23 protein-coding genes are annotated in these 24266 nt (G+C 71.7%); 9 read left to right on the top strand and 14 right to left on the bottom strand.

Annotated elements, in window-relative coordinates; translation table 11 throughout:
- Positions 1-28: 28 nt before the first annotated feature.
- A complete protein-coding gene (locus tag ACZ7JA_RS30190; RefSeq protein WP_389450969.1) occupies positions 29-1468 on the bottom strand; it encodes a gamma-aminobutyraldehyde dehydrogenase in 1440 nt (479 codons plus the stop codon).
- Between the two features lie 205 nt (positions 1469-1673).
- Here ACZ7JA_RS30190 and ACZ7JA_RS30185 point away from each other — a divergent pair, with 205 nt between their 5' ends.
- From ACZ7JA_RS30185 to ACZ7JA_RS30155, 7 genes are all read left to right on the top strand, one after another.
- Positions 1674-2195, top strand: a complete 522-nt coding sequence (locus ACZ7JA_RS30185) for an Lrp/AsnC family transcriptional regulator (RefSeq protein WP_351664264.1) — start codon at positions 1674-1676, stop codon at positions 2193-2195.
- Positions 2180-3562, top strand: a complete 1383-nt coding sequence (locus ACZ7JA_RS30180; protein ID WP_351664266.1) for an aspartate aminotransferase family protein — start codon at positions 2180-2182, stop codon at positions 3560-3562. The genes ACZ7JA_RS30185 and ACZ7JA_RS30180 overlap by 16 nt, the downstream gene beginning before the upstream one ends.
- A 209-nt stretch (positions 3563-3771) precedes the next feature.
- A complete protein-coding gene (locus ACZ7JA_RS30175) occupies positions 3772-4512 on the top strand; it encodes an ABC transporter ATP-binding protein (RefSeq protein WP_351664268.1) in 741 nt (246 codons plus the stop codon).
- Complete coding sequence (locus tag ACZ7JA_RS30170; RefSeq protein WP_470811505.1) at positions 4494-5909, top strand: hypothetical protein; 1416 nt, start codon at positions 4494-4496, stop codon at positions 5907-5909. Before ACZ7JA_RS30175 ends, ACZ7JA_RS30170 begins: the two co-directional genes overlap by 19 nt.
- Positions 5910-6020: 111 nt before the next feature.
- On the top strand, positions 6021-6428 hold the full coding sequence (locus ACZ7JA_RS30165) for a VOC family protein (RefSeq protein WP_351664272.1): 408 nt from the start codon (positions 6021-6023) through the stop codon (positions 6426-6428).
- A gap of 44 nt (positions 6429-6472) precedes the next feature.
- Complete coding sequence (locus ACZ7JA_RS30160) at positions 6473-7597, top strand: LOG family protein (protein ID WP_351664273.1); 1125 nt, start codon at positions 6473-6475, stop codon at positions 7595-7597.
- Positions 7598-7758: 161 nt separating this feature from the next.
- On the top strand, positions 7759-8451 hold the full coding sequence (locus tag ACZ7JA_RS30155) for an LAETG motif-containing sortase-dependent surface protein (protein ID WP_389304881.1): 693 nt from the start codon (positions 7759-7761) through the stop codon (positions 8449-8451).
- Positions 8452-8526: 75 nt separating this feature from the next.
- On the opposite strand, the gene ACZ7JA_RS30150 is transcribed toward ACZ7JA_RS30155, so the two are convergent.
- The 6 genes from ACZ7JA_RS30150 to ACZ7JA_RS30125 form a co-directional block, all read right to left on the bottom strand.
- Positions 8527-9324, bottom strand: coding sequence for a maleylpyruvate isomerase family mycothiol-dependent enzyme (locus ACZ7JA_RS30150; RefSeq protein ID WP_470811502.1), 798 nt, complete (start codon positions 9322-9324; stop codon positions 8527-8529).
- A gap of 24 nt (positions 9325-9348) precedes the next feature.
- On the bottom strand, positions 9349-10371 hold the full coding sequence (locus ACZ7JA_RS30145) for an ABC transporter ATP-binding protein (protein ID WP_389304883.1): 1023 nt from the start codon (positions 10369-10371) through the stop codon (positions 9349-9351).
- Positions 10371-11972 (bottom strand): ABC transporter permease, encoded by a 1602-nt coding sequence (locus tag ACZ7JA_RS30140; protein ID WP_470811576.1) that lies wholly within the window; start codon positions 11970-11972, stop codon positions 10371-10373. Before ACZ7JA_RS30140 ends, ACZ7JA_RS30145 begins: the two co-directional genes overlap by 1 nt.
- A 47-nt stretch (positions 11973-12019) precedes the next feature.
- Complete coding sequence (locus ACZ7JA_RS30135) at positions 12020-13105, bottom strand: thiamine ABC transporter substrate-binding protein (protein WP_470811500.1); 1086 nt, start codon at positions 13103-13105, stop codon at positions 12020-12022.
- A gap of 212 nt (positions 13106-13317) precedes the next feature.
- Complete coding sequence (rlmN, locus tag ACZ7JA_RS30130) at positions 13318-14424, bottom strand: dual-specificity RNA methyltransferase RlmN (RefSeq protein WP_351664281.1); 1107 nt, start codon at positions 14422-14424, stop codon at positions 13318-13320.
- 123 nt (positions 14425-14547) lie between these two features.
- The gene (locus ACZ7JA_RS30125) at positions 14548-15687 is read right to left on the bottom strand and encodes a PP2C family protein-serine/threonine phosphatase (RefSeq protein WP_351664283.1); all 1140 of its coding nucleotides are present in this window, start codon (positions 15685-15687) and stop codon (positions 14548-14550) included.
- Positions 15688-16027: 340 nt separating this feature from the next.
- On the opposite strand from ACZ7JA_RS30125, the gene ACZ7JA_RS30120 reads away from it, so the two are divergent.
- On the top strand, positions 16028-16681 hold the full coding sequence (locus ACZ7JA_RS30120; protein WP_351664285.1) for a YceI family protein: 654 nt from the start codon (positions 16028-16030) through the stop codon (positions 16679-16681).
- Positions 16682-16751: 70 nt separating this feature from the next.
- On the opposite strand, the gene ACZ7JA_RS30115 is transcribed toward ACZ7JA_RS30120, so the two are convergent.
- The 5 genes from ACZ7JA_RS30115 to rpsB form a co-directional block, all read right to left on the bottom strand.
- The gene (locus tag ACZ7JA_RS30115; RefSeq protein WP_351664287.1) at positions 16752-17855 is read right to left on the bottom strand and encodes a phosphatidate cytidylyltransferase; all 1104 of its coding nucleotides are present in this window, start codon (positions 17853-17855) and stop codon (positions 16752-16754) included.
- Entirely contained in the window at positions 17855-18412 is a 558-nt protein-coding gene (frr, locus tag ACZ7JA_RS30110; RefSeq protein WP_067041614.1) for a ribosome recycling factor, read from the bottom strand. Before frr ends, ACZ7JA_RS30115 begins: the two co-directional genes overlap by 1 nt.
- A gap of 185 nt (positions 18413-18597) precedes the next feature.
- Positions 18598-19356, bottom strand: a complete 759-nt coding sequence (pyrH, locus tag ACZ7JA_RS30105) for a UMP kinase (RefSeq protein WP_351664289.1) — start codon at positions 19354-19356, stop codon at positions 18598-18600.
- 192 nt (positions 19357-19548) lie between these two features.
- A complete protein-coding gene (gene tsf, locus ACZ7JA_RS30100; RefSeq protein WP_351664291.1) occupies positions 19549-20385 on the bottom strand; it encodes a translation elongation factor Ts in 837 nt (278 codons plus the stop codon).
- 173 nt (positions 20386-20558) lie between these two features.
- Complete coding sequence (gene rpsB, locus ACZ7JA_RS30095; RefSeq protein ID WP_351664293.1) at positions 20559-21473, bottom strand: 30S ribosomal protein S2; 915 nt, start codon at positions 21471-21473, stop codon at positions 20559-20561.
- Between the two features lie 300 nt (positions 21474-21773).
- Here rpsB and ACZ7JA_RS30090 point away from each other — a divergent pair, with 300 nt between their 5' ends.
- A complete protein-coding gene (locus ACZ7JA_RS30090) occupies positions 21774-22337 on the top strand; it encodes a peptidoglycan DD-metalloendopeptidase family protein (RefSeq protein WP_470811574.1) in 564 nt (187 codons plus the stop codon).
- A gap of 236 nt (positions 22338-22573) precedes the next feature.
- Here the strand turns inward: ACZ7JA_RS30090 and ACZ7JA_RS30085 are convergent, their stop codons facing one another.
- Together ACZ7JA_RS30085 and whiG are read right to left on the bottom strand one after the other, a co-directional pair.
- Positions 22574-23131 (bottom strand): TetR/AcrR family transcriptional regulator, encoded by a 558-nt coding sequence (locus ACZ7JA_RS30085; protein WP_351664609.1) that lies wholly within the window; start codon positions 23129-23131, stop codon positions 22574-22576.
- 65 nt (positions 23132-23196) lie between these two features.
- Positions 23197-24039, bottom strand: a complete 843-nt coding sequence (gene whiG / locus ACZ7JA_RS30080; RefSeq protein WP_351664297.1) for an RNA polymerase sigma factor WhiG — start codon at positions 24037-24039, stop codon at positions 23197-23199.
- Between the last annotated feature and the right edge of the window lie 227 nt (positions 24040-24266).

Below are 24266 nucleotides of genomic sequence, written 5' to 3'. Positions count from 1 at the left end.
CCGGGGCCGCGGCTCAGGCGCCGGGAGGCTAGGCGTCGAGCGACGTCATCACGTGCTTGATGCGCGTGTAGTCCTCGAAGCCGTACGCCGACAGGTCCTTGCCGTAGCCGGACTTCTTGAAGCCGCCGTGGGGCATCTCGGCGACCAGCGGGATGTGGGTGTTGATCCACACGCAGCCGAAGTCGAGCTTCTTGGACATGCGCATCGCGCGGCCGTGGTCCTTGGTCCACACCGAGGAGGCGAGGGCGTACTCGACGCCGTTGGCCCACTCGACGGCCTGGTCCTCGTCCGCGAAGGACTGCACGGTGATGACCGGGCCGAAGACCTCGTTCTGGACGATCTCGTCGTCCTGCTTCAGGCCGGAGACCACGGTCGGGGCGAAGAAGTAGCCCTTGTCGCCGACCCGCTCGCCGCCGGCCTCCACCTTGGCGTGCGCGGGCAGCCGCTCGATGAAGCCGGCGACCTGCTTGAGCTGGTTGGGGTTGTTCAGCGGGCCGAAGAGGACGTCCTCGTCGTCCGGCTGCCCGGTCTTGGTCTCGGCGGCGGCCTTGGCCAGCGCCGAGACGAACTCGTCGTGGATCGACTCGTGGACCAGGACGCGGGTCGCGGCGGTGCAGTCCTGGCCGGCGTTGAAGAAGCCCGCCACGGAGATGTCCTCGACCGCCTTGGCGATGTCGGTGTCCTCGAAGACCACGACCGGGGCCTTGCCGCCCAGCTCGAGGTGGACGCGCTTGACGTCCTTCGACGCGGACTCGGCGACCGACATGCCGGCCCGGACCGAGCCGGTGATGGAGGCCATCGCCGGGGTCGGGTGCTCGACCATCAGGCGGCCGGTGTCGCGGTCGCCGCAGACGACGTTGAAGACGCCCTTGGGCAGGATCGAGCCGAGGATCTCGGCGATCAGCACGGTCGAGGCGGGGGTGGTGTCCGAGGGCTTCAGCACGACCGTGTTGCCCGCGGCGATGGCCGGGGCGAACTTCCACACGGCCATCATCATCGGGTAGTTCCACGGCGCCACCTGGGCGCAGACGCCCACCGGCTCGCGGCGGATGATCGAGGTCATCCCGTCCATGTACTCACCGGCCGAGCGGCCCTCGAGCAGCCGGGCCGCGCCCGCGAAGAAGCGGATCTGGTCGACCATCGGCGGGATCTCCTCGGAGCGGGTGAGCCCGGTGGGCTTGCCCGTGTTCTCCACCTCGGCCGCGATCAGCTCCTCGGCGCGCTCCTCGAACGCGTCGGCGATCTTCAGCAGGGCCTTCTGGCGCTCCGCGGGGGTGCTGTCGCGCCAGGCCGGGAAGGCCGCGGCGGCGGCCGCCATGGCGGCGTCCACGTCCGCCTCACCGGACAGCGGCGCGGTCGCGTACGCCTCGCCCGTCGCGGGGTTGACCACCTCGGTGGTCCGTCCGTCGGCGGCGTCCCGGAACTCACCGTCGATGTAGTTGCGCAGACGACGCAGCTCGGTGCTCACTGCCGGCCTCCTGATCTGGTTCGAGGGTTCGTGCTCTTCAGCCCGGCCAGCCGCTCCGGCTGTCCGAAGACTGAGACACCCCACCCTAATCGGCACACCCACGTTTTCAACACCCCCGCCGCCATGCGTTCTGCGAAATCCGCAAGGTTGGGACTCGTAAACAACGAAATTCATCGCGACGGCCTTGCAAAACTGTCGAGACGTCGTGCACAGTGAGGCCGTGGCCAGTCGAAGCGCAGACCAGAGGGACTCGCCCCGCGAGTCCAGGAACGGCAACAGCCCCCAGCTGGACGCCGTCTCCCTCGCCATCATCCAGCAGCTCCAGGAGGACGGCCGCCGGCCGTACGCCGCGATCGGCAAGGCCGTCGGCCTGTCCGAGGCGGCCGTGCGCCAGCGGGTGCAGAAGCTGCTGGACCAGGGCGTGATGCAGATCGTCGCCGTCACGGACCCGCTCACCGTGGGCTTCCGCAGGCAGGCGATGGTCGGGATCAACGTCGAGGGCGATGTCGAGTCGATCGCGGACGCGCTGACCGGCATGTCGGAGGTCGAGTACGTGGTGATGGCCGCGGGCTCGTTCGACATCCTCGCCGAGATCGTCTGCGAGGACGACGACCACCTGCTGGACGTCATCAACAAACGCATCCGGGCGCTGCCCGGCGTGCGCTCCACCGAGAGCTTCGTCTACCTGAAGCTCAAGAAGCAGACCTACATGTGGGGAACCCGATAACCGTGACCGAGAAGGACCTCAGCCGCACCGCGTACGACCACCTGTGGATGCACTTCACCCGCATGTCCTCGTACGAGAACTCCCCCGTCCCGACCATCGTCCGGGGCGAGGGCACCTACATCTACGACGACAAGGGCAAGCGCTACCTCGACGGTCTCGCGGGCCTGTTCGTGGTCCAGGCCGGTCACGGCCGCACCGAGCTCGCCGAGACCGCCGCCAAGCAGGCCCAGGAGCTGGCCTTCTTCCCGGTGTGGTCCTACGCCCACCCCAAGGCCGTCGAACTGGCCGAGCGGCTGGCCCACGAGGCCCCCGGCGACCTGAACAAGGTCTTCTTCACCACCGGCGGCGGCGAGGCCGTCGAGACCGCCTGGAAGCTCGCCAAGCAGTACTTCAAGCTGGTCGGCAAGCCCACCAAGTACAAGGTCATCTCCCGCGCGGTCGCCTACCACGGCACCCCGCAGGGCGCCCTGTCCATCACCGGTCTGCCGGGCCTGAAGGCCCCCTTCGAGCCGCTGGTGCCGGGCGCGCACAAGGTGCCGAACACCAACATCTACCGCGCCCCGCTCTTCGGCGACGACCCGGAGGCCTTCGGCCGCTGGGCCGCCGACCAGATCGAGCAGCAGATCCTCTTCGAGGGCCCCGACACCGTCGCCGCGGTCTTCCTGGAGCCGGTGCAGAACGCCGGCGGCTGCTTCCCGCCGCCCCCCGGCTACTTCCAGCGGGTGCGCGAGATCTGCGACCAGTACGACGTCCTGCTCGTCTCCGACGAGGTCATCTGCGCCTTCGGCCGCCTGGGCACGACGTTCGCCTGCGACAAGTTCGGCTACGTCCCGGACATGATCACCTGCGCCAAGGGCATGACCTCGGGCTACTCCCCGATCGGCGCCTGCATCGTCTCCGACCGCCTCGCCGAGCCGTTCTACAAGGGCGACAACACCTTCCTGCACGGCTACACCTTCGGCGGCCACCCGGTCTCCGCGGCCGTGGGCCTGGCCAACCTCGACCTGTTCGAGCGCGAGGGCCTCAACCAGCACGTGCTGGACAACGAGGGCGCCTTCCTGAAGACCCTGCAGAAGCTGCACGACCTGCCGATCGTCGGCGACGTCCGCGGCAACGGCTTCTTCTACGGCATCGAGCTGGTGAAGGACAAGCACACCAAGGAGTCCTTCAACGACGAGGAGACCGAGCGCGTCCTGTACGGCTTCCTCTCCAAGGCGCTGTTCGACAACGGCCTGTACTGCCGTGCCGACGACCGCGGCGACCCGGTCATCCAGCTCGCCCCGCCGCTGATCTCCAACCAGGAGACGTTCGACGAGATCGAGCAGATCCTGCGCGCCACCCTCACGGAGGCGTGGACGAAGCTCTGAGCCTCCGGCGCGAGCCCGGATCATCCGACCGGATGATCAACACCGGCCCCGGTGCCACCCGTTCGAGTGAGAACGGGGGCCCGGGGCCGTGTGCTGTCCGGGCTCCCGCGGCGGGCTGCCTAGCGTGCCAGTGACCGATCGGCCCTGCCTTCGTTCACCCGGACGAGCGATCAGGCACGGGAAAACGGCTCAGAACCGAGGTGTACGCCATGGAGGCCCCGCCGGACAACGACGTGCTGTGGGCACGCACCCTGCACTTCAGGCACCAGGACGGCTCCCCCGGCCTCGCCGGGGTCTCGCTCGGCGTGCGGGTGGGCGAGATCCTGGCCGTCGCCGGCCCGCGCGGCAGCGGCAAGACGACCCTGCTGCGGTGCCTGTCCGGGCTCCTCCCGGTGCGTGACGGCGAGGTCTGGTTCAACAGCTCGCCCGTGCACACCATGGGCCCGGCGGCCCGCGAGCGGCTGCGCCGCGACCACTTCGGCTGGGTCGAACCGGCGCCGGTCCTGGTACCCGAGCTGAACGTCTGGGAGAACACCGCGCTGCCCCTGATGCTGCGCGGCACCGGCCGCCGGCGCGCCAAGGTGGCCGCGCTGGAGTGGCTGGAGCGCCTGGACGCCGGCGAGCACGCGCGCAGGTACCCGCGGGAGCTGCAGCAGGCCGAACGCCAGCGCGTGGCCATCGCCCGCGCGCTCGCCCCGGGGCCCACGGTCCTCTTCGCGGACGAGCCGACCGCCCCGCTGCACCGCGGTGACCGGGCGCACGTGCTCCGCACCCTCACCACGGCGGCCCGCTCGCACGGCATCACGGTCGTCCTCGCCACGCACGACGCGGACACCGCCGCGCTCGCCGACCGCACCGTCTCGCTGCTGGACGGGCGGCGGGTGCGGACCGTGCCGCTGCCGGAGGCGGCGGAGACGGAAGGCCGGGCCGCGTGCTCGCTCTCCGTCTGACCCGCGCGGCCCGGCCCGCCGTACAGCTGCGCCGGCTGCTGGTGGCCGCCGCCTCGGCGGGCACCTCGTTCCTGCTGCTGTCCTCCCTCGGCTACGCGCTGGCCCACCCCGGGGCGCCGGGCGCGGCGGTGCCCCGGCTGGCCTGGTGCCTGGTCCCGCTCGCGGCCACCGTGCACCTCGCGCTCGCCGTGGCCCGCACGGACCCCGGCACCAGGCCGCGTCCGGGGCTGTCGGCCGTGGGGCTCGGCCCGGCGCGGCTGATGGCGGTCTCGGTCGTGACCACGGTCCTGTCCTGCGGGCTGGGCTCGCTGGTGGCCCTGCTGGTCTTCCTGCAACTGCGCGGCGACCTGGCGGGCGCGCCGCTCCACGGCGCGGCGGCCCGGTTCCTCGCCACGGACCAGCCCCTGCCGCTGGCGGCGGCGCTCACCCTGCTGACCCCGGTCCCGGCGCTCGCCGCCGTGACCGTCGCGGCCGCTCTGCGCCCCCGTGACCCGCGCCCCCCGGCCGGCGCCCCGCGCGCCCTCGGCCGCTTCGGCGCGTACGGCCACCCGGCTCCGCGCGAGACGTTCGGGACGTACGGAAGGTTCGGGGCGCGGCTGCGCACACCAGCGGAGTCGAAGCGGGGCGCGGCGCGGCCCCCGGCCGACGGAACCACCACGACGGCGGTCACCGATCCCGAGCCGCACGGCGCCGAGGTGAACGGGACGGAGGTCACGGAGGTCAACGGCACGGACGTGCACGAGGCCGGCGTCCCGTCGGCCGGTGAAGCCCGTGCCTCCGGCCGCCGGCCGTCCCCGGCCACCGCCCCCGCGGGACTGCCCTGGGGCGTCGCGGCCGTCGCCGCCGGGCTCGCCGTGCAGGCCTACTCCGGCCGGCCCCCGGCCACCGCCGCCCTCACCCACCTGCCCGCCGGGACCATGGCCGTCCTGGCCGGCTGGGTGCTCATGGCCGCCGGGCTGGTGCTCGCCGCCCCCGGCCTCACCCACCTCTGCGGACGCCTGCTGCAGTCCACCCACCCCGGAGCGCTCCGGCTGCTGGCGGGCCGCGTGCTCATGGCGGAGGCCCCCCGGATCGGCCGGCCGCTCGGCGTGGCCTGCGCGGCCGCCTCGGCCGCCTACGCGGTGACCGTCCTGTACGACGGCCCGGCCGCGTCCCCCGGCCCGCTCACCGCGCTCGCCGCGATCGTGGTCACCGGCTGCACCGTGTCGACGCTGCTGACGGCCGCCGTCGAGGCCCGTCAGTGCCGTGCCGAGACGACCGCCGCCCTGCTGCGGCTCGGCGCCCCGGCGGGGATGCTGCGCACCGCCGCCGCGCTGCGCGCGGCCGCCCTGCTGGCGCTGTTCGCCCCGCTCACGCTGGCGCTCGCGCACCTCGCGGCGCCCGCCGCGGCCCGCTGAGCGCCCGCCCCGGAGCCGGGCGGAAAAAAATCCCGCCGCCCGGCGATGAGTTTTCCCGCCGTCCGGTGTCCAACCCACGACAACAGCGACCGCAGCCCAGGGAGGCACCCCGTGTACCAGCAGATGATCTTCGTGAACCTGGCCACCGACGACGTCGAGGCGTCGAAGAAGTTCTTCACCGAACTCGGCTACTCGATCAACCCGCAGTTCAGCACCGACGACTGCGCCTGCGTGGTGATCAGCGACACGATCGTCGCGATGCTGCTGAGCAAGAAGCGCTACGCCGACTTCACCAAGAAGGAGATCGCGGACTCCACCACGACCAGCGAGGTGCTGATCTGCCTGAGCGCGGAGAGCCGCGAGAAGGTGGACGAGCTGGTCGAGAAGGCGATCGCGGCCGGCGGCTCGGCGAGCGGCGAGACCCAGGACCACGGCTTCATGTACGGCCGCGCCTTCGACGACCTCGACGGCCACAGCTGGGAGGTCATGTGGATGGACCCGGCCGCCGTCCAGGGCTGAACCCGTCGGCCGGGCACGCGCGGGCGCACGCCTAGCATGGGCGGGTGGATCAGACACCCGCCCAGCCGAACCGAGCCGCCCACGACCGTGAGATCGAGTCCCTCGCCGAGTTCGACGAGGTGGTCGCCGCGCACGGCACACTGACCCGATTCCGCGTCCAGGCGGTCGATCTGACGGCCCGTACGGACGAGCTGCTCACCGCCGACACCGCGGGCGCCGTCTTCCTCGGCTGCCCGATGGAGCCCGAGGCCGCCGCGCACGTCCGCTCGGCCGGCGCCCTGGTCTTCCCGCCGATACCGGGCCTCCCCTTCGATCCGTACCGCGGTTTCGCCTACACGCCCGACGAGTTGTTCGCGTCGCTCGACGACGGCTACGAGGCGACGCCCGACGCGCGGGCCTATGCCTGGTTCCAGCACACCAAGGCGGACGGCGACGTCTTCGCCTCGATGCTGCGCGCCGTCCACGACGACTCGGTCTCCGACGCGCTCGACGAACTCCTCGCCGGCGCACGGGTGGTGGGCGTCATGGGCGGGCACGCGATGGCCCGCGGCACCACCGAGTACGCGGGCGCGGCGCGGCTGGGCCGCGAGCTGGCGCGCGCCGGTTTCACGGTCGCCACCGGTGGCGGGCCCGGCGCGATGGAGGCGGCGAACCTCGGCGCGTACGCCGCGCCCTTCGCCGACGGCATGCTCGAGGAGGCGCTCGTGCTCCTCGCCAAGGCGCCGTCCTTCCGGCCGTCGGTCACCGACTGGGCGCGGGCCGCCTTCGAGGTGCGGACCCGCTGGCCCGGCGGCGGCGAGTCGGTGGGCATCCCCACCTGGTTCTACGGTCACGAGCCGCCGAACGCCTTCGCCGCGCACATCGCCAAGTACTTCACCAACGCCATCCGCGAGGACGGCCTGCTGGCCCGCTCCACCGCCGGGGTGGTGTTCCTGCCGGGCGCGGCCGGGACCGTGCAGGAGATCTTCGACAACGCGACGCCGAACTACTACGAGTCCCGGGGCGGGCCCACGCCGATGGTGCTGGTGGACGAGGAGCACTGGACACGGCGGCTGCCCGCGTGGCCACTGCTGCGGTCGCTGGCCGAGGGCCGGGCAATGGAGTCCCGAATCAGCCTCGTTGACCGGATCGAGCAGGCTCCCGCGGCGCTGAAACGTCTCCGCATGTAATAAGCAGGCAAAGTCAACGGGCCTGCCGGGCATATGCATTGACACTTCTTATGGAACGCTTATAGACCTGTGTGTCTCTTGGGGGTGCTGGGACCGCGTCTCATCCTGCGGTCCAACTCCCCCGTTACCCCCCGCAGTTATGCACTCTGTAAAGGACAAACGTGTCCATAACTCGCCGTAACGCACGTCGTTCCGTGCGCATCCTGGGTGTCGCCTCCGCCACCGCCGCGCTGGCGCTCGGTGTCGCCGGCCAGGCGCTCGCATGCAACATCAGTGAGTTCTCCGCCGAAGCCAAGTGCGACGGCGACAAGGGCGTCATCGTCGTCACCGACAAGGACGGCTCCGGCACCCCGGCCACCATCACGGTGTTCGTGAAGACCGACGCCGGTGAGACGCCGGTCGGCCAGCCGCAGGTGGTCAAGGGTTCCAAGGAGGGCACCACGGTGACCTTCCAGGAGGACTGGAAGCCGAACGCGACGTACCGCATCCACGTCAAGACGGACCGGTTCAACGTCGACGAGGACATCAAGGGCGGTCTGACCACCCCGGCCACGGCCTGCAAGAAGGAGGAGTCCTCCTCCCCGAGCGCGCCGGCCAGCCCGTCGGAGAAGCCGTCCCCGTCCGCTCCGGCGGAGTCCGCCACGCCGGCTCCGTCGGCGTCGGAGAGCAGCACCGCCCCGGCCGGCACCTCGAACAACGCGCCGTCCCCGGCGGCCGGCGACTCGAACCTCGCCGAGACCGGCGCCAACTCCAACACCGGCATGATCGCCGGTGTCGCCGGCGCGCTGGTCGTCGTCGGCGGTGGCGCCGTCTTCCTCGGCATGCGCCGCCGTGGGGCGAAGAACGGCGGCTGACGCCCGACTTCGCACACCGCTCGTGCAACACCGCGGCCCGTCCCCGTATCCCCGGGGGGCGGGCCGCGGTCGTGTTCAGCCGAAGCTGGTCCGCTCGAGCCAGAACTCCAGCACCGCGCGCTCGCCCAGCACTTCGAGACCGGGGGCGTCCAGCGGCAGCCGCCGGTAGAAGGCGAGCAGCACCGAGGTGAGCGGGCCGCGCAGGGCGACGGTGGCCTTCTCGTGGCCGCGGCGCCAGCGGACCCCCTCCTCGCCCAGCTCGACGATCCACTCTGCGTTCAGCTCCGGTCCGGCGTCCGTGGCGTGCAGGTGGATGCTGCGGGCCGGGCCGCGCAGCTCGGCCGCCGCCGGATGGGCCGCGTTCCGCTGCACCCACTCCACGAGCTGGAGCCACTCGTCCACCGCGTCGGCGGCGATGTCGGGCGCCACGTCGTAGGGCAGGCCCGCCGCGAGAGCCGCGTCGGCGCGGTGCACGGTGATCTCGTGGGCCATGCGCCGCGCCCAGAAGCCGGAGTCGAGGTTTCCCGCCCACGTCCACACCGCTGTGCCGGCCCCCGCCTCACGCAGTGCGGCCACGGTCGACTCGCCCGTCTCCGCCAGCCACTTGTCCAGGGCGGCCGCGTCGCCCCGCTCCTCGGGCCCGGACCCGGAGGGCACCCGCTCCAGCGGGATGTTCTCCTGCGCCCGGGCGCGCACCAGGGTGTCCACCCAGCGCAGGGCACCGCCCATGTGGCGCACCAGGTCCTCCAGCGACCACTCCGGGCAGGTGGGCACGGTGGCGGCGAGATCGGCGCCGGAGGTCACCACGGCTCTCAACTGCCGCACCTGCAGCTCGATTTCGTCGCAGTACCGGTCATGTGCGAGCAAGGTCATGCCTTCACCCTAGGCACACGGTGATCACCCGAGCACGACGATTTCGGCCACGTCGAACGCGACGCCCAGCTCGGCCCCGGGCTCCGGCGCGGCCCGCAGCGCGCAGGCCGCCTCCAGGGGCGGCCCGCCGTCCAGGGGCCGCAGCCGTACGGCCACATGGGTGCCCCGGAAGGTGCGGGCGGTCACCGCGCAGGGCAGGCCCTCGTCGGCGGCCACGAGCCGCACACCGGCGGGCCGGACCAGCAGCGGCCGGTCGCCCTGGGACGATCCGTCGGGGACGGGCAGCTTGCCCCAGGGGGTGTCCGCCGCGCCGTCGGAGACGGTCGCGGGCACCACGTTCTCGAAGCCGAGGAAGCGGGCCACGAACTCGTCCGCGGGCCGCTGCCACACCTCCAGCGGCGTGCCGGACTGGGCGATCCGCCCGTCCCGCATCACCACCACCCGGTCGGCCAGCGCGAACGCCTCGCTCTGGTCGTGCGTCACGGCGAGCACGGTGGTGCCCAACCGGTCGAAGAGCTGCCGGAGTTCGACGACCAGACGGTCCCGGAGCGAGCGGTCGAGCTGGCCCAGCGGCTCGTCCAGCATCAGCAGCCGGGGCCGGGGCGCGAGCGCCCGGGCCAGCGCCACCCGCTGCTGCTCACCACCGGACAGCCCGGCCACGGCCCGCCCGGCCGCTCCCGGCAGACCGACCAGCTCCAGCAACTCCGCCACCTCGGCGTCCCGACGGCCCTTGCCGACCCCGTGCATCCGCAGGCCGAAGGCGACGTTGCCGCCGACGTCCCGCTGCGGGAAGAGCTGGTGGTCCTGGAACATCAGGCCGACACCGCGCCGGTGCGCCGGCACGCCCGCCTGGTCCCGGCCGTCGAGCAGCACCCGCCCCGAGTCCAGCGGCTGGAGCCCGGCCACCGCCCTGAGCAGCGTGGACTTCCCGCTGCCGCTGGGCCCGAGCACGCACACCACCTCGTGCTCGGCGACGTCGAGACCGACCGCGTCGAGCACGGGCCGTCCGCCCAGGCGCACGGTCGCGGCCTCAAGGCTCAGCAGCATCAGAACTCCCCCGTCCGGTCCGTCCGCAGCCGCTCCAGGAGCAGCAGCGCGGCGGCGCACACCACCATCAGAATCGTGGACAGGGCCATCGCCTGACCGTAGTTGAGCTCGCCGGGCCGGCTCAGCAGCCGGGCCACGGCGACCGGGAGCGTCGGGTTGTCGGGGCGCGCGATGAAGACGGTCGCCCCGAACTCGCCCAGGGACACCGCGAAGGCGAACCCGGCCGCGATCAGCAGCGCCCGCCGCACCAGCGGCAGGTCGACCTCCCGCCACACCCGCCAGGGCGAGGCGCCGAGCACGGCCGCCGCCTCCCTCAGCCGGCCGTCCACCGCCCGCAGCACGGGCAGCATGGTCCGCACCACGAAGGGGGCGCCGACCAGCGCCTGGGCGAGCGGCACGAGGATCCAGGACTGCCTGAGGTCCAGCGGGGGCCGGTCCAGGGCGATGAGGAAGCCGAACCCGACGGTGACGGCGGAGACGCCGAGCGGCAGCATCAGCAGGGCGTCGAAGCCGCGCACCAGCCGTCCCGCGTCCCGGCGGGCCAGCGCGGCGGCGGCGAGACCGCCGATCACCAGGGCGATGGCGGTGGCGGCGAAGGCGTACTCCAGGGAGGTCCACACGGCGTGCAGCGGCGCCACCAGGAAGGTGCCGCCGTCGGCGTCGGTCAGCGCCCGGTAGTAGCCGAGGCCGGGCGCGTCCAGCGAGCGCTGCACGAGGACGGCGAGCGGCAGCACGAGCAGCAGCACGACGGTGAGCAGGACCCCGGCGAGCAGCCCCCACTGCCCCGCGCCGCGCGGCCGGCGGGCGGTCACCTTCGGGTCGACCAGGCGCAGGGCGCTCTCGCGCCGCCGTACCGTCCAGGCGTGCACGGCGAGGATCGCGCCCACCGCGACGAACTGGACGAGGGTCAGGACGGCCGCCGTGGAGAGGTCGAACAGCTCCGAGGTCTGCCGGTAGATCTCCACCTCCAGGGTGGAGAACGTGGGGCCGCCGAGGATCTGCACCACACCGAAGGAGGTGAAGGTGAACAGGAAGACCATCAGCGCGGCGGCGGCCACGGCGGGCGCGAGGGCCGGCAGGGTCACCTTCCGCCACGCCGTCAGCGGGGAGGCGCCCAGCATCCGCGCGGCCTGTTCCTGCCGGGGGTCGAGCTGGGCCCAGAGCCCGCCGACGGTCCGTACGACGACCGCGTAGTTGAAGAAGACGTGCGCCAGCAGGATCGCCCACACGGTGGTGTCCAGCCGTACGCCCCACAGGTCGTCGAGCAGGCCGCCGTGTCCGACGAGCGCGAGGAACGCCGTGCCGACGACGACGGTCGGCAGCACGAACGGGACCGTGACGACGGCCCGGAGCAGCTGCTTGCCGGGGAAGTCGAGGCGGGCGAAGACATGGGCGGCGGGCAGGGCGAGCAGCAGGGTCAGCGCGGTGGAGGCGAGCGCCTGCCAGGTGGTGAACCACAGCACGTGCCGGATGTCCGGCTGGGTGACGACGTCCGCGATCCGCCCGAACTGCCAGACGCCGTCCGCCTTGAGCCCGCGCGACACGATCGCGGCGACGGGCCAGGCGAAGAACACGGCGAAGAACGCGACGGGCAGGGCCATCAGCCCCAGCCGCGCCGCGCTCCCGCGCGCGGTGCCCTTGCGCGCCGCTACCTCAGTACGAGCGACGTCCACGACTTGACCCAGCTGTCACGGTTGGCGGCGATGGTGCCGGGGGCCATGGTCTCGGGGTCCTTGGCCTGCGGCCCGTACTTCGCGAAGTCCGGCGGCACCGCCGCGCCCTCGCGCACCGGGTAGACGAACATGTTGAGCGGCATGTCCTCCTGGAACTGTTTGGTGAGCAGGAAGTCCAGGAACGCCTTGCCGCCCTTGGTGTTCTTCGCGTTGCTCAGCAGGCCCGCGTACTCGGTCTGCCGGAAGCAGGTGCCCTGGGACACCCCGGTGGGGGCGGTACTGGGCCGCTTCTTCGCGTAGATGACCTCGGCGGGCGGCGAGGAGGCGTACGACACCACCAGCGGCCGGTCGCCGCCGGCCTTCCGGCCCTCCGACGACCCGGAGAACTCCTGGTAGTAGGCCTGCTCCCAGCCGTCGACGACCTTGACGCCGTTGGCCTTCAGCTTCTTCCAGTAGTCCTGCCAGTGGTCGTCGCCGAACTTCGCGGCGCTGCCCAGCAGGAAGCCGAGGCCCGGCGAGGAGGTGGCGGCGTTCTCGGTGACGAGGAGGTTCTTGTACTCGGGCTCGGCCAGGTCGGCGAAGGACTGCGGCGGGGTCAGCCCGTGCTCGCTGAAGTAGGCCTTGTCGTAGTTGACGCAGATGTCACCGGTGTCGACGGGCGTGACGCGGTGCTTGCCCTGGTCGACGCGGTACTGGGGCAGCACCTTCCCGGCGTCCTTCGGCTGGTAGGACTGGAAGAGGCCGTTGTCGAGGGCGCGGGAGAGCAGGGTGTTGTCGACGCCGAAGAAGACGTCGCCCTGCGGGTTGTCCTTGGTCAGCAGCGCCTTGTTGACGGCCTGCCCGGCGTCGCCGCTCTTGAGGACCTTGACCTTGTACCCGGACTTCCGCTCGAAGTCCTTCATGACGCTCTTCGACACGAGCCACGAGTCGTGGCTGACGAGGGTCACGGTCCTGGAGTCCGCGGCGGAGCCCTTGGCGTCGCCCGAGCCGCACCCGGTCAGCACGGGCAGGGCGAGGAGGCCGAGCCCGGCGGCCGCGGCCACGAGGGTCTTGTTGTGCACTGGATGTCCTCCTGGGGTTGGCCAGGAAGAGACGCGGCCCTGCCCGGGCTCCGCGAGGGAGTCCCGGGCAGGGCGCAACAGCTCGAGTGAAGACCGAACTTCCTACCCAGAATGACCTGGGCGAGGTTCAGAGGGTCTGCGGCCCGGTTGCCGCACTCTCAGCGCTGTGGCGCTCCCCTGTCGGAATATGCAGATGTTTCGACGTGGCCAGATTATCGCTCGGTGGCCGCGAGCTGACCACAGGCCCCGTCGATCTCCTGCCCCCGGGTGTCCCGGACCGTGACCGGTACACCATGGGCCGCGATGGCCTCCACGAACGCCTTCTCGTCCTCGGGCCTCGAGGCGGTCCACTTCGAGCCCGGCGTCGGGTTCAGCGGGATGAGGTTGACGTGGACGGGCTTGCCGCGCAGCAGCCGGCCGAGCCGGTCGCCGCGCCAGGCCTGGTCGTTGATGTCCCGGATCAGCGCGTACTCGATGGACAGCCGGCGCCCGGTCTTCTCGGCGTACTCGAACCCGGCGTCCAGCACCTCACGCACCTTCCACCGCGTGTTCACGGGGACGAGGGTGTCGCGCAGCTCGTCGTCGGGGGCGTGCAGGGAGATCGCGAGCCGGCACTTGAAGCCCTCGTCGGAGAACCGGTGGATGGCCGGGACCAGCCCGACCGTCGACACGGTGATGCCGCGCTGCGACAGCCCGAGCCCGTCGGGAGCGGGGTCGGTCAGCGCCCGGACGGCGCCCACGACCCGCTTGTAGTTGGCGAGCGGCTCGCCCATCCCCATGAAGACGATGTTGGACAGCCGCGCCGGCCCGCCGGGCACCTCTCCGTCCCGCAGCGCCCGCATCCCGTCCACGATCTGGTGCACGATCTCCGCGGTGGACAGGTTCCGGTCCAGACCGGCCTGCCCGGTCGCGCAGAACGGGCAGTTCATCCCGCACCCGGCCTGCGAGCTGATGCACATGGTGACCCGGTCCGGGTACCGCATCAGCACGGACTCCACGAGCGTGCCGTCGAACAGCCGCCACAGCGTCTTGCGGGTCGTCCCCTGGTCGGTCGACAGATGCCGCACGACGGTCATCAGCTCGGGCAGCAGCGCCTCCTGCAGCCTGCCGCGCGCGGCGGCGGGGATGTCCGTCCACTCCGCCGGGTCGTGCGCGTACCGCGCGAAGTAGTGCTGCGAAAGCTGCTTGGCACGGAACGGCTTCTCACCGATCTCGGCCACGGCGTCCTTGCGCTCGGCGGGCGTGAGATCAGCGAGATGCCGCGGCGGCTTCTTGGCTCCGCGGGGGGCGACGAAAGTGAGTTCTCCGGGCTTGGGCATGGTGGTACCAGTGTCGCAGATCCAATCGGGTGACCAGTGGCCGTCGCCGGCCGGGGCCGTCGTCGGTCGTCGGCGCGGTCGTCAGCGCCCGTTGACGACGGGCTTCTCGGTGGGCGCGACCCCTCACGGGGTGTGGCCGAAGCCGCTCGAGTGGATGACGCGGCCGTGGCGGCGGTGTGCCTGGCGGTCCGAGTGGCGGTGGAGGGCGACGAGGGCGGCGTCGTCGTTGAGGCGGCCGCGGGTGTGGGAGAGCAGATCGCGGTGGATGTGGTGGAGCAGCGACTCGGGGCCGCTCGTGTTCCACCGGGCGACGCGGGTCTCCAGGGGGTAGAAGCGGCCGTCGCGGTCGCGGGCCTCGATGACCCCGTCGGTGTAGAGCAGGAGTGTGTCGCCGGGCTCGAAGGAGGCCGTGTCGATGGCGTAGGCCTCCGGTCCCGTCTCCGTGGTCCCCAGTGGCGGCGCGGGGTGCAGGCTCGGGACCGTGAGGGCGCTGGTCGGGCTGAGCAGCAGCGGCGGGGGGTGGCCGCAACTGATCATCCGGATGGTGTGGTCGTCGTCGGGGAGTTCCAGCAGCAGCATGGTCGCGAAACGCTCGCCGGCCTCCGCGGTCGGCTCGAAGTCGGCCAGGTAGCGGGTCACGCTGTGGTCCAGCGTGGCCGCCAGGTCGGGGAGGGTGGCGTGCCGGTGCGCGGCCTCGCGGAAGGCGCCGAGGAGGAGGGCGGCCTCGCCGATGGCGGACAGCCCCTTTCCCCGGACGTCGCCGATCATGAGGCGCACGCCGCCGGTGACGCGGGTGGCCGCGTAGAGGTCGCCGCCGATCTTCGCCTCGTCCTCGGCGGCGAGGTACAGGCAGGCGATCTGCAGCGCGCCCATGCGCTCCGGCAGCGGCCACAGCAGGCCGTGCTGCGCGGCCTCCGCTACCGACCGCACCTGGGCGAGCTGGCGCTGGCGTCGCTCGCGCATCAGGCAGAAGACCACGCTCAGCGCCGAGAGCACCGCCAGGGCGAGGATCTGGACCAGCACGTTGCGGGAGAAGAGGACGCCGAAGTGCCAGCCGATGTAGGCCTGCGCCGCCACCGCCAGGGCGCCGACCACGCCGGTGAGCCAGGCGCCGGTGAACGAGGCGGTGATGGCGGGGGCGATCACGAGCAGCGGGCCGAGGTGGATATCCTCCGGCACGAGCTGGTCGACCGCCGTGATCACCACGATGAGGGCGATCGGAATCAGCAGCAGCGCGTAGTTCGAGCGCCGTAGCTGCCACATGCCGGCTGAGCTGTCCTCAGCTTTCACAACTCCCACATTGCCACCGTCGGGGACGCCCGACGAGCAGACGCGACGGCGTCTGGGCCAGACGGACCCGCCGGGGGCGGCGGCCTAGCAGACCCGTGTAGAAGACGGCGATCTTCGGGTTGAAGACGTTGCTCACGAAGCCCGTCCGCCACGGGCTGCCCTTCGGGGCGGGTCCGGGCGTCGGGGCGCCGGTGCGGCCTCGTCGGCTGCGGAGCAGTGAGTCCCTCCGCACCTGTGAAGTTCTGTGGGTGAACGGTCGGGTTTTCTGGTCGGGTCTTGCCGGACCGGGCGCGCTGCCGTAGCAAGGTGCTCTATGAACCTTTTCGGCCGCACCCCCTTCCAGCGGCGTCCGGAGGCGTCCGCCTCCCCCGCCGCGCACACTGCCTCGGCGTCCGGCGCCACCGCCGTCCTGCCCGACCCCGGTCTGGCGTCCCTCACCGGGGAGTGGGCGATCGACCCGGCGCACAGCCGGATCGGGTTCTCCGTGCGGCACGCGATGGTGACCACGGTGCGCGGCGCCTTCACCGAGTACGAGAGCCGGCTCTACTTCGACGCCGGCGACCCGGCCCGCTCCCGGGCCGACATCGTGATGTACACGGCGAGCGTCGACACCGGGGTGGAGCAGCGCGACGCCCACCTGGTGGGCCGCGAGTTCCTGGACGCGGCCACGTACCCGCGGATGACCTTCACGAGCAACGCCGTGCGGCTCGCGGGCGACGACGTCTACCGGATGAGCGGCGAGCTCACCATCAAGAACGTCAGCCGCCCCGTCGACCTCGAGCTCACCTACATCGGCCATGTGACGGACCCGTTCGGCTACGAGCGCGTCGGCTTCGACGGCACCACCACCATCAACCGGTGCGACTGGGGTCTGACCTACGACGCCAGACTCGCCCAGGGCGGGGCCATGGTGAGCGAGAAGGTCCGCCTCCAGTTCGACATCGCCGCCATCCGCACCGCTTCCTGAGCCTCACCGCCTACGACGACGGGCCCCACCCTGCGACCAGGGTGGGGCCCGTCGTCGTAGGCGGTGAGGCTCAGGCGGAGCCGACGAACAGCACCAGGAGGAGCCAGACCACCGGCGCCGTCGGCAGCAGCGAGTCCAGGCGGTCCATGATGCCGCCGTGACCGGGGAGCAGGGTGCCCATGTCCTTGATGCCCAGGTCGCGCTTGATCATGGATTCGCCGAGGTCCCCGAGAGTGGCGCTGGCGGCGACGGCGAGGCCCAGGAGGAGGCCCTGCCACCAGCGGCCGTCGTCGATCAGGAACTGCATGCACAGCGCGCCCGCGACCATGGCGAACGCCACGGCGCCGAGTAGGCCCTCGCGGGTCTTGCCGGGGCTGATGCGCGGGGCGAGCTTGTTCCTGCCGAAGCGCCAGCCGACGGCGTAGGCGCCGGTGTCGCTGACGACCGTCAGGAGCAGGAAGGTCAGGACCCGCCAGGAGCCGTCGTCGGCGGTGAGCATCATCGCGACGAACGTAGCCAGGAACGGCACGTAGAACGCGGCGAAGACGCCGGCGGTGACGTCCTTGAGGTAGCCCTCCGGCGGTTCCGTCATGCGCCAGACCAGGACCGCGAGCGCGGTCAGCGCCATCGCGACCCACGCGCCCTCGGCGCCGCGGACGTACCCGGCGACGACCATCGCCGCGCCGCCCACCGCGAGCGGCACCAGCGGCGCCCCGATGTCCTTGCGCTCCCGCAGCCTGCTGGTCAGCTCCCACAGCCCGACGACCACCGCGACCGCGATGACACCCACGAAGACGGCCTTGACGACGAAGAGGGACGCGATGATCACCACACCGAGCCCGACCCCGACGCCTATGGCGGCGCTCAGGTCGCGGCCCGCGCTCTTCTTCTGCGGCGCGGGCGCCGGCTGCGGGGCGTCGGGCATGGGCTCCGGATTCTGCGTCTCGTCGCGGAACAAGGGGCCGCTCAGCCGAGCGGCCCCCCGGTCGTCGTCCTGGTCTCCGCCGGGTGCGGGTACGTCGGGCACGATGGGCATGGGGCGAGTCTGCTGCGCCTCTGGCGCATCGTACGCGGGACCCGCCGGGGCAGCCCCCTGGACAGGCCCACCGCCGGCGGGCCCCCAGTAACCGGTCTGCCCCGCCGTCGGCGGCGCCCCCCAGGAAGAGTGGCTCATCAGACTTCGAGCAGCTCCGCTTCCTTGTGCTTCAGCAGCTCGTCAACCTGCGCGACGTACTTCGCGGTGGTGTCGTCGAGCTCCTTCTCGGCACGGCGGCCCTCGTCCTCACCGACCTCGCCGTCCTTGATCAGCTTGTCGATGGCGTCCTTGGCCTTGCGGCGCACCGAACGGATCGACACCCGGGCGTCCTCCGCCTTGCCCTTGGCGACCTTGATGTAGTCGCGGCGGCGCTCCTCGGTGAGCTCGGGGAACACCACGCGGATGATGTTGCCGTCGTTGCTCGGGTTGACGCCCAGGTCGGAGTCCCGGATCGCCTGCTCGATGTTGCGCAGCGCGCTCTTGTCGAACGGGGTCACGACCGCCATGCGCGGCTCCGGCACGGAGAACGAGGCCAGCTGGTTGATCGGCGTCGGCGCGCCGTAGTAGTCGGCCACGATCTTGTTGAACATCGCCGGGTGCGCACGGCCGGTGCGGATCGCGGCGAAGTCCTCCTTGGCGACCACGACGGCCTTCTCCATCTTCTCCTCGGCCTCGAGGAGGGTCTCTTCGATCACCACTTGCTCCTGCGTGTCTTGAGTAAGGCCCGGCTGCGGTTCCTGAAGTCGTACGGCGGCCGGCTGCGTCGCGTCTTCTTCCTGCACGTTTCCCGACCGGCAGGACATTGTCCATCCCCCGGCCAGGGTGCGTCCCGTCCGTCCCCCGGACAGGCGCCGTACCCCGGGCGCCCGGGGTGTGCCGGTCAGTCCCGGCTGCCCTGGTCACCCACCAGCGTGCCGATCTTCTCACCCTTGACGGCCCGGGCGATATTGCCCTCGGCGAGGAGCTCGAACACGAGGATCGGCAGGCTGTTGTCACGGCACAGGGTGATGGCGGTGGCGTCGGCGACCTTGAGGTCCCGGGTGATGACCTCGCCGTAGCCGAGGGCGTCGAACTTGACCGCGTCGGGGTTGGCCTTGGGGTCGGAGTCGTAGACGCCGTCCACGCCGTTCTTGCCCATGAGCAGCGCCTCGGCGTCGATCTCCAGGGCGCGCTGGGCGGCGGTGGTGTCGGTGGAGAAGTACGGCATGCCCATACCGGCGCCGAAGATGACCACGCGGCCCTTCTCCAGGTGGCGCACGGCGCGCAGCGGGATGTACGGCTCGGCGACCTGGCCCATGGTGATGGCGGTCTGCACCCGGCTGTCGATGCCCTCCTTCTCCAGGAAGTCCTGGAGGGCGAGGCAGTTCATCACGGTGCCGAGCATGCCCATGTAGTCGGAGCGGGCGCGGTCCATGCCGCGCTGCTGGAGTTCGGCGCCGCGGAAGAAGTTGCCGCCGCCGATGACGACCGCGATCTCGGCGCCGTCCCGGACGACGGCCGCGATCTCGCGGGCGATCTTGTGCACCACGTCCGGGTCCACGCCCAGGCCCCCGCCCCCGGAGAAGGCCTCTCCGGACAGCTTCAGCAGAAACCGGCCGCGTACTTTGCCGTCGTCGCTCTTCTGGGCCTTGGTGGTCATGGAGATCCCGCCTCTTTCACGTGTTGCACATACGAAGAAGGCCATTGCCGGTTGGGGTCGCTTTTCGCTCCCATGCGCGGCAATGGCCTCCTCGTCAGATCTGCTGCCGTCCGCCACATGCCCGGGTGCGGCGGTGTGCGCGGACGACTGCTGTCGACCCTATAGGGGTCGCGCGTCGATCGCGGTACGGACTCAGATGCCGACCTTGATGCGCGTGAAGCGCTTCAGGGTGACACCGGCCTCGTCCAGCACCTTCTGGACCGACTTCTTGTTGTCCAGCGCGTAGGGCTGGCCGAGCAGCGTGGCGTCCTTGAAGAAGCCGTTGACGCGACCCTCGACGATCTTGGCGATCGCGGCCTCGGGCTTGCCCTCGGCGCGGGTCGTCTCCTCGGCGATGCGACGCTCCGACTCGACGACGTCGGCCGGCACGTCCTCCTTGGCGAGGTACTTCGGCGCGAAGGCGGCGATGTGCTGGGCGATGCCCTTGGCGACCTCGGCGTTCGGCTTGTCCAGCTCGACGAGGACACCGATCTGCGGGGGCAGGTCGGGCATCGTGCGGTGCATGTACGCGGTGACGTAGCCGTCGGAGAACTGCGCGAAGCGGTCCAGGACGATCTTCTCGCCGAGGTTGGCGTTGGCCTCGTCCACGAACGCCTGGACGGTCTTGCCGGCCTCGATCTCGGAGGCGAGCAGGGCCTCGATGTCGGCCGGGGAGGTCTTCGCGACGTGCTCGGCGATGGTCCGGGCCACGGCCTGGAACTTGTCGCCCTTGGCCACGAAGTCCGTCTCGCACTTCAGCTCGACGATGACGCCGGAGGAGTTGTCGTCGGCGATGATGGAGACCACGGCGCCGTTCTCGGCGGAGCGGCCCTCGCGCTTGGCGACGCCCTTCTGGCCCTTGATGCGCAGCGCCTCGACGGCCTTGTCGACGTTGCCCTCGGCCTCGTCCAGCGCCTTCTTGCAGTCCATCATGCCGGCGCCGGTCAGCTCACGGAGCTTCTTGACGTCGGCGGCGGTGTAGTTCGCCATGAGTCTGTGAGTCTTTCTCGAAGTCTTCGAAAGATCGGAGATGAGCACGGTCCGTGTCCACTTGTAGCCGTGGATCACGGACGGCGTGCCGACCTACGGGTGAACAGTGGGGGCGGACTCTCCGCGCCCGAGGCGCGGTCGATTCCTCACCGCCCCCACTGTCGACGCTGACGTCAGGCCTGCTCGCCCTCGGCGGCCGGAGCGGCCTCGGCGGCGGGAGCCTCGGCCGGCTTCTCGGCCTCGGCGGCGGGGGCCTCGGCGGCGGGGGCCTCAGCCGGCTTCTCGGCCTCGGCGGCCGGAGCCTCGTCGGCCTTCTTCTCGCCCTCGAGCAGGTCGCGCTCCCACTCGGCGAGCGGCTCGCCCGCGGCCTTCTCGCCCTTGTCGCCGGTGGCGACACGGGAGCGGGAGATGAGGCCCTCGGCGACCGCGTCGGCGATCACGCGGGTGAGCAGGGTGACGGAGCGGATCGCGTCGTCGTTGCCCGGGATCTTGTAGTCGACCTCGTCGGGGTCGCAGTTGGTGTCGAGGATCGCGACGACCGGGATGTTCAGCTTCCGGGCCTCACCGACGGCGATGTGCTCCTTCTTGGTGTCCACGATCCAGACGGCGCTGGGCACCTTCTGCATCTCGCGGATACCGCCGAGGGTCTTCTCCAGCTTGGCCTTCTCGCGGGAGAGGACCAGCAGCTCCTTCTTGGTGAGGCCGGAGGCGGCCACGTCCTCGAAGTCGATCTGCTCGAGCTCCTTGAGGCGCTGCAGACGCTTGTAGACGGTCGAGAAGTTGGTGAGCATGCCACCCAGCCAGCGCTGGTTGACGTAGGGCATGCCGACGCGGGTCGCCTGCTCGGCGATGGCCTCCTGCGCCTGCTTCTTCGTGCCGACGAACATGACCGTGCCGCCGTGGGCCACGGTCTCCTTGACGAACTCGTAGGCGCGGTCGATGTACGACAGCGACTGGAGCAGGTCGATGATGTAGATGCCGTTGCGCTCGGTGAAGATGAAGCGCTTCATCTTCGGGTTCCAGCGACGGGTCTGGTGACCGAAGTGGACGCCGCTCTCCAGCAGCTCCCGCATCGTGACGACGGCCATGGCCGTATCTCCTTGAATTTCTCGGTTGTGCCGCGACAGCCGGTCGGCCGTCGCGCCTGACGCCCGCGTCGCGCCGGTGCCACGAAGGACCGAGGGGCGCTGATGCGGACCGTCCGACGGACACCGTCCGACGAGACCCGCATTGGGGCGTGCGAAGTCGACCCGGTGACCCGGATCGCCAGAAGAAGTGTACGGGACCCGCGGGGTACCGGGTGACGCCGCTGCCCACAACCGGGCGGTCGTCCACAGGTCCCGGCCGGGATCGCGTGGGTACGGGAGGGTTCGGGCATGCGACGAGCGATGCGGCATTCGGGTGGGTGGGCGGGCTTGGTGCTCGGTCTCGCGGCACTCGCGCCGACCTCCCTGGCCTCCGCGGACACCCCTGCCCCCGCGCCCCCGGCGCCCTCGCGGGCGCCGGTCCCGGCCATCGCCCGCGCCTGGCCGGTGGGGGTCAGGCCGGTGGTGGTACGGGGCTGGGAGCCGCCGGCGACGGTGTATGGCCCCGGGCACCGCGGTGTGGACCTGGGCGCGCTGGCCGGCGCCCCGGTACGGGCGGTGGCGCCCGGCCGGGTGTCCTTCGCGGGGCGGGTGGCGGGGCGGGGCGTGGTCGCGGTGCGACTGGCGGGGACGGAGCTCCGCACGACGTACGAGCCGGTGGTCCCGTCGGTGCGCGAGGGGGACGAGGTGGGCGCGGGCGACGTGGTCGGCACGGTGGAGGCGGCGCCCCCGCACTGCCCCACCACCTGCCTGCACTGGGGCCTGCTGACCGGCGAGACCTACCTGAACCCCCTGGCCCTGCTCCCCCCGTGGCTGCTGCACAGCGGGCCGTCGCGACTGCTCCCGGTACTGAGGGTGCCGGCGTAGCGGCGAGGAGCGGAGTGCCGCCGCCGGCTGAGGCGTGCGGGGCCGGGCTGCCCCATTGCTCCCCGGGTGGCGCGTGCCCGCTGGTGGGTGCGGGACCCGCTCCGCTCTCAGGGGCGCCCTGTGCTGCTCCGGGCCGGTGGGCGTCGAGCTTGCCCGCGCCTGCGGGGCGCCGCTGCGCCCACCCGTGCCGCCCGGGCGGCACGCATGCCCGCAGCCGGCCGGCTCGGACTCGCCGCTCAGCCCTGGACCCCCCGCAGGGCCATGCGCACCGCGGCGTCCGTAATGCAGGCCGGCTCCTCGGCCGCGCCCAGTTCGATCCGCCGCACGGCCGCGTCCACGACCCCCTGCAGCAGCATGGCCGCCAGCCGGGGCTGCTCGTGCCCCATCTCCGCCAGCGCCTCGACGACCATCGCGACCAGGCCGCCGTGAGCCGCGCGGATCTTCTCGCGCGCCCCCGCGTCCAGCTCGCTCGCCGAGATCGCCACGACGGCCCGGTGCCGGCGGTCCCCGACCAGCGCGAGCTGCCGGCGCACATACGCCTCGACCTTGGCCTCGGGCGTCGCCGCGCGCTCCATCGCCGCCGCGACCTCCGCCGCCCAGACGGGGAAGTCGGCCTCGCACAGCTCCTCGACCACGGCGGCGCGGGAGCGGAAGTACTCGTACACGGACGACCGCGCCAGGCCCGTCCGTTCGGCCAGCGCGGGAAAGGTCAGCGCGTCGGTCCCGCCGTCGGACAGCAGGGACCGAGCCGCGTCCAGCAGGGCGGCTCGCTGCATCGACCGGTGCTCGGCCACGGAGGCCGCTCGAATCCTTGGCACGTCCACCACTTTACGGACGCGCCCCCGCGAACGGGAGCGACTCAGCGTCCGAAGCTCGCCAGCTTCGCCCTCAGCTGCAGCACCGACTTGGTGTGGATCTGGCTGACCCGGCTCTCGGTGACGCCGAGCACGTTGCCGATCTCGGCGAGGGTGAGCCCTTCGTAGTAGTAGAGCGTGACCACGGTCTTCTCCCGCTCCGGCAGGGTGTTGATCGCGCGCGCCAGGAACCGCCGCAGTTCCCGGTCCTCGGCGACCTCGACCGGATTGTCGGCCGCGGTGTCCTCGAGCGTGTCCATGAGGCTGAGCCGGTCGCCGCCGTCGCCGCCGACGTGCAGCAGCTCCTCCAGCGCCACCACGTTGGCCAGCGAGAGCTGGCTGAACACGGCGTGCAGCTCCTCCACCTCCATGTCCAGCTCGGCGGCGACCTCCCCCTCCGTCGGGGTCCGCCGCAGCCGCGCCTCCAGGGTGGCGTAGGCCCGTTCGACGTTGCGGGCCTTCTGCCGGACGGACCGCGGGATCCAGTCCAGCGCCCGCAGCTCGTCGATCATGGCGCCCCGGATCCGGGTGATCGCGTACGTCTCGAACTTGATCTCGCGGTCGATGTCGAACTTCTCGATCGCGTCGATAAGTCCGAACACTCCCGAGGAGACGAAGTCGGCCTGCTCCACGTTGGGCGGCAGACCGACGCTGACCCGGCCCGCCACGTACTTGACCAGCGGCGAGTAGTGCAGGATCAGTTGCTCCCGCAGCCGGTCGTCCCCCGTCGCCTTGTACGACCGCCACAGTTCGTCGAGCGTCGAGGGAGCGGGCGGCCGCACGCTGCCACCGTCGCGGGCGGCTGGTGGGACCGCCGCCCGGTCGGAGCCGGAGGTGTGCTGGGGCATTCGTCGCCTTGTGCCGTTCTGCCGTGAAGTGCCGTGATCTGCCGTGCGGTGCTGCCGGGTCGGGTGGTGGTGGGCGGAGGTGGTGCGCGGTGCGTCACCGTGGGGTGCGGTGGGGCACCCGGGTGAGCTGCCGGTCTGGAGTCGGGTCGGCGCGGTCTGCGCCCGGACTTCGTGAGCGTAGCGTGACTGCGGAGTCGCGGTGTGCGAACAACGAGGCACCACCCCTG

This window comes from Streptomyces sp. NPDC038135, assembly GCF_055601245.1.
This window is presented reverse-complemented; position numbering and strand designations above follow the sequence as displayed.

Excerpts from the sequence above, each read along its gene's own strand:
- ACZ7JA_RS30175 (WP_351664268.1), top strand. The coding sequence starts at position 3,772 with ATGGAGGCCCCGCCGGACAACGACGTGCTGTGGGCACGCACCCTGCAC.
- ACZ7JA_RS30150 (WP_470811502.1), bottom strand. The coding sequence starts at position 9,324 with ATGACCTTGCTCGCACATGACCGGTACTGCGACGAAATCGAGCTGCAG.
- ACZ7JA_RS30145 (WP_389304883.1), bottom strand. The coding sequence starts at position 10,371 with ATGCTGCTGAGCCTTGAGGCCGCGACCGTGCGCCTGGGCGGACGGCCC.
- ACZ7JA_RS30140 (WP_470811576.1), bottom strand. The coding sequence starts at position 11,972 with ATGGCCCTGCCCGTCGCGTTCTTCGCCGTGTTCTTCGCCTGGCCCGTC.
- rlmN (WP_351664281.1), bottom strand. The coding sequence starts at position 14,424 with ATGCCCAAGCCCGGAGAACTCACTTTCGTCGCCCCCCGCGGAGCCAAG.
- ACZ7JA_RS30125 (WP_351664283.1), bottom strand. The coding sequence starts at position 15,687 with ATGTGGCAGCTACGGCGCTCGAACTACGCGCTGCTGCTGATTCCGATC.
- ACZ7JA_RS30120 (WP_351664285.1), top strand. The coding sequence starts at position 16,028 with ATGAACCTTTTCGGCCGCACCCCCTTCCAGCGGCGTCCGGAGGCGTCC.
- ACZ7JA_RS30115 (WP_351664287.1), bottom strand. The coding sequence starts at position 17,855 with ATGAGCCACTCTTCCTGGGGGGCGCCGCCGACGGCGGGGCAGACCGGT.
- pyrH (WP_351664289.1), bottom strand. The coding sequence starts at position 19,356 with ATGACCACCAAGGCCCAGAAGAGCGACGACGGCAAAGTACGCGGCCGG.
- tsf (WP_351664291.1), bottom strand. The coding sequence starts at position 20,385 with ATGGCGAACTACACCGCCGCCGACGTCAAGAAGCTCCGTGAGCTGACC.
- rpsB (WP_351664293.1), bottom strand. The coding sequence starts at position 21,473 with ATGGCCGTCGTCACGATGCGGGAGCTGCTGGAGAGCGGCGTCCACTTC.
- ACZ7JA_RS30090 (WP_470811574.1), top strand. The coding sequence starts at position 21,774 with ATGCGGCATTCGGGTGGGTGGGCGGGCTTGGTGCTCGGTCTCGCGGCA.
- whiG (WP_351664297.1), bottom strand. The coding sequence starts at position 24,039 with ATGCCCCAGCACACCTCCGGCTCCGACCGGGCGGCGGTCCCACCAGCC.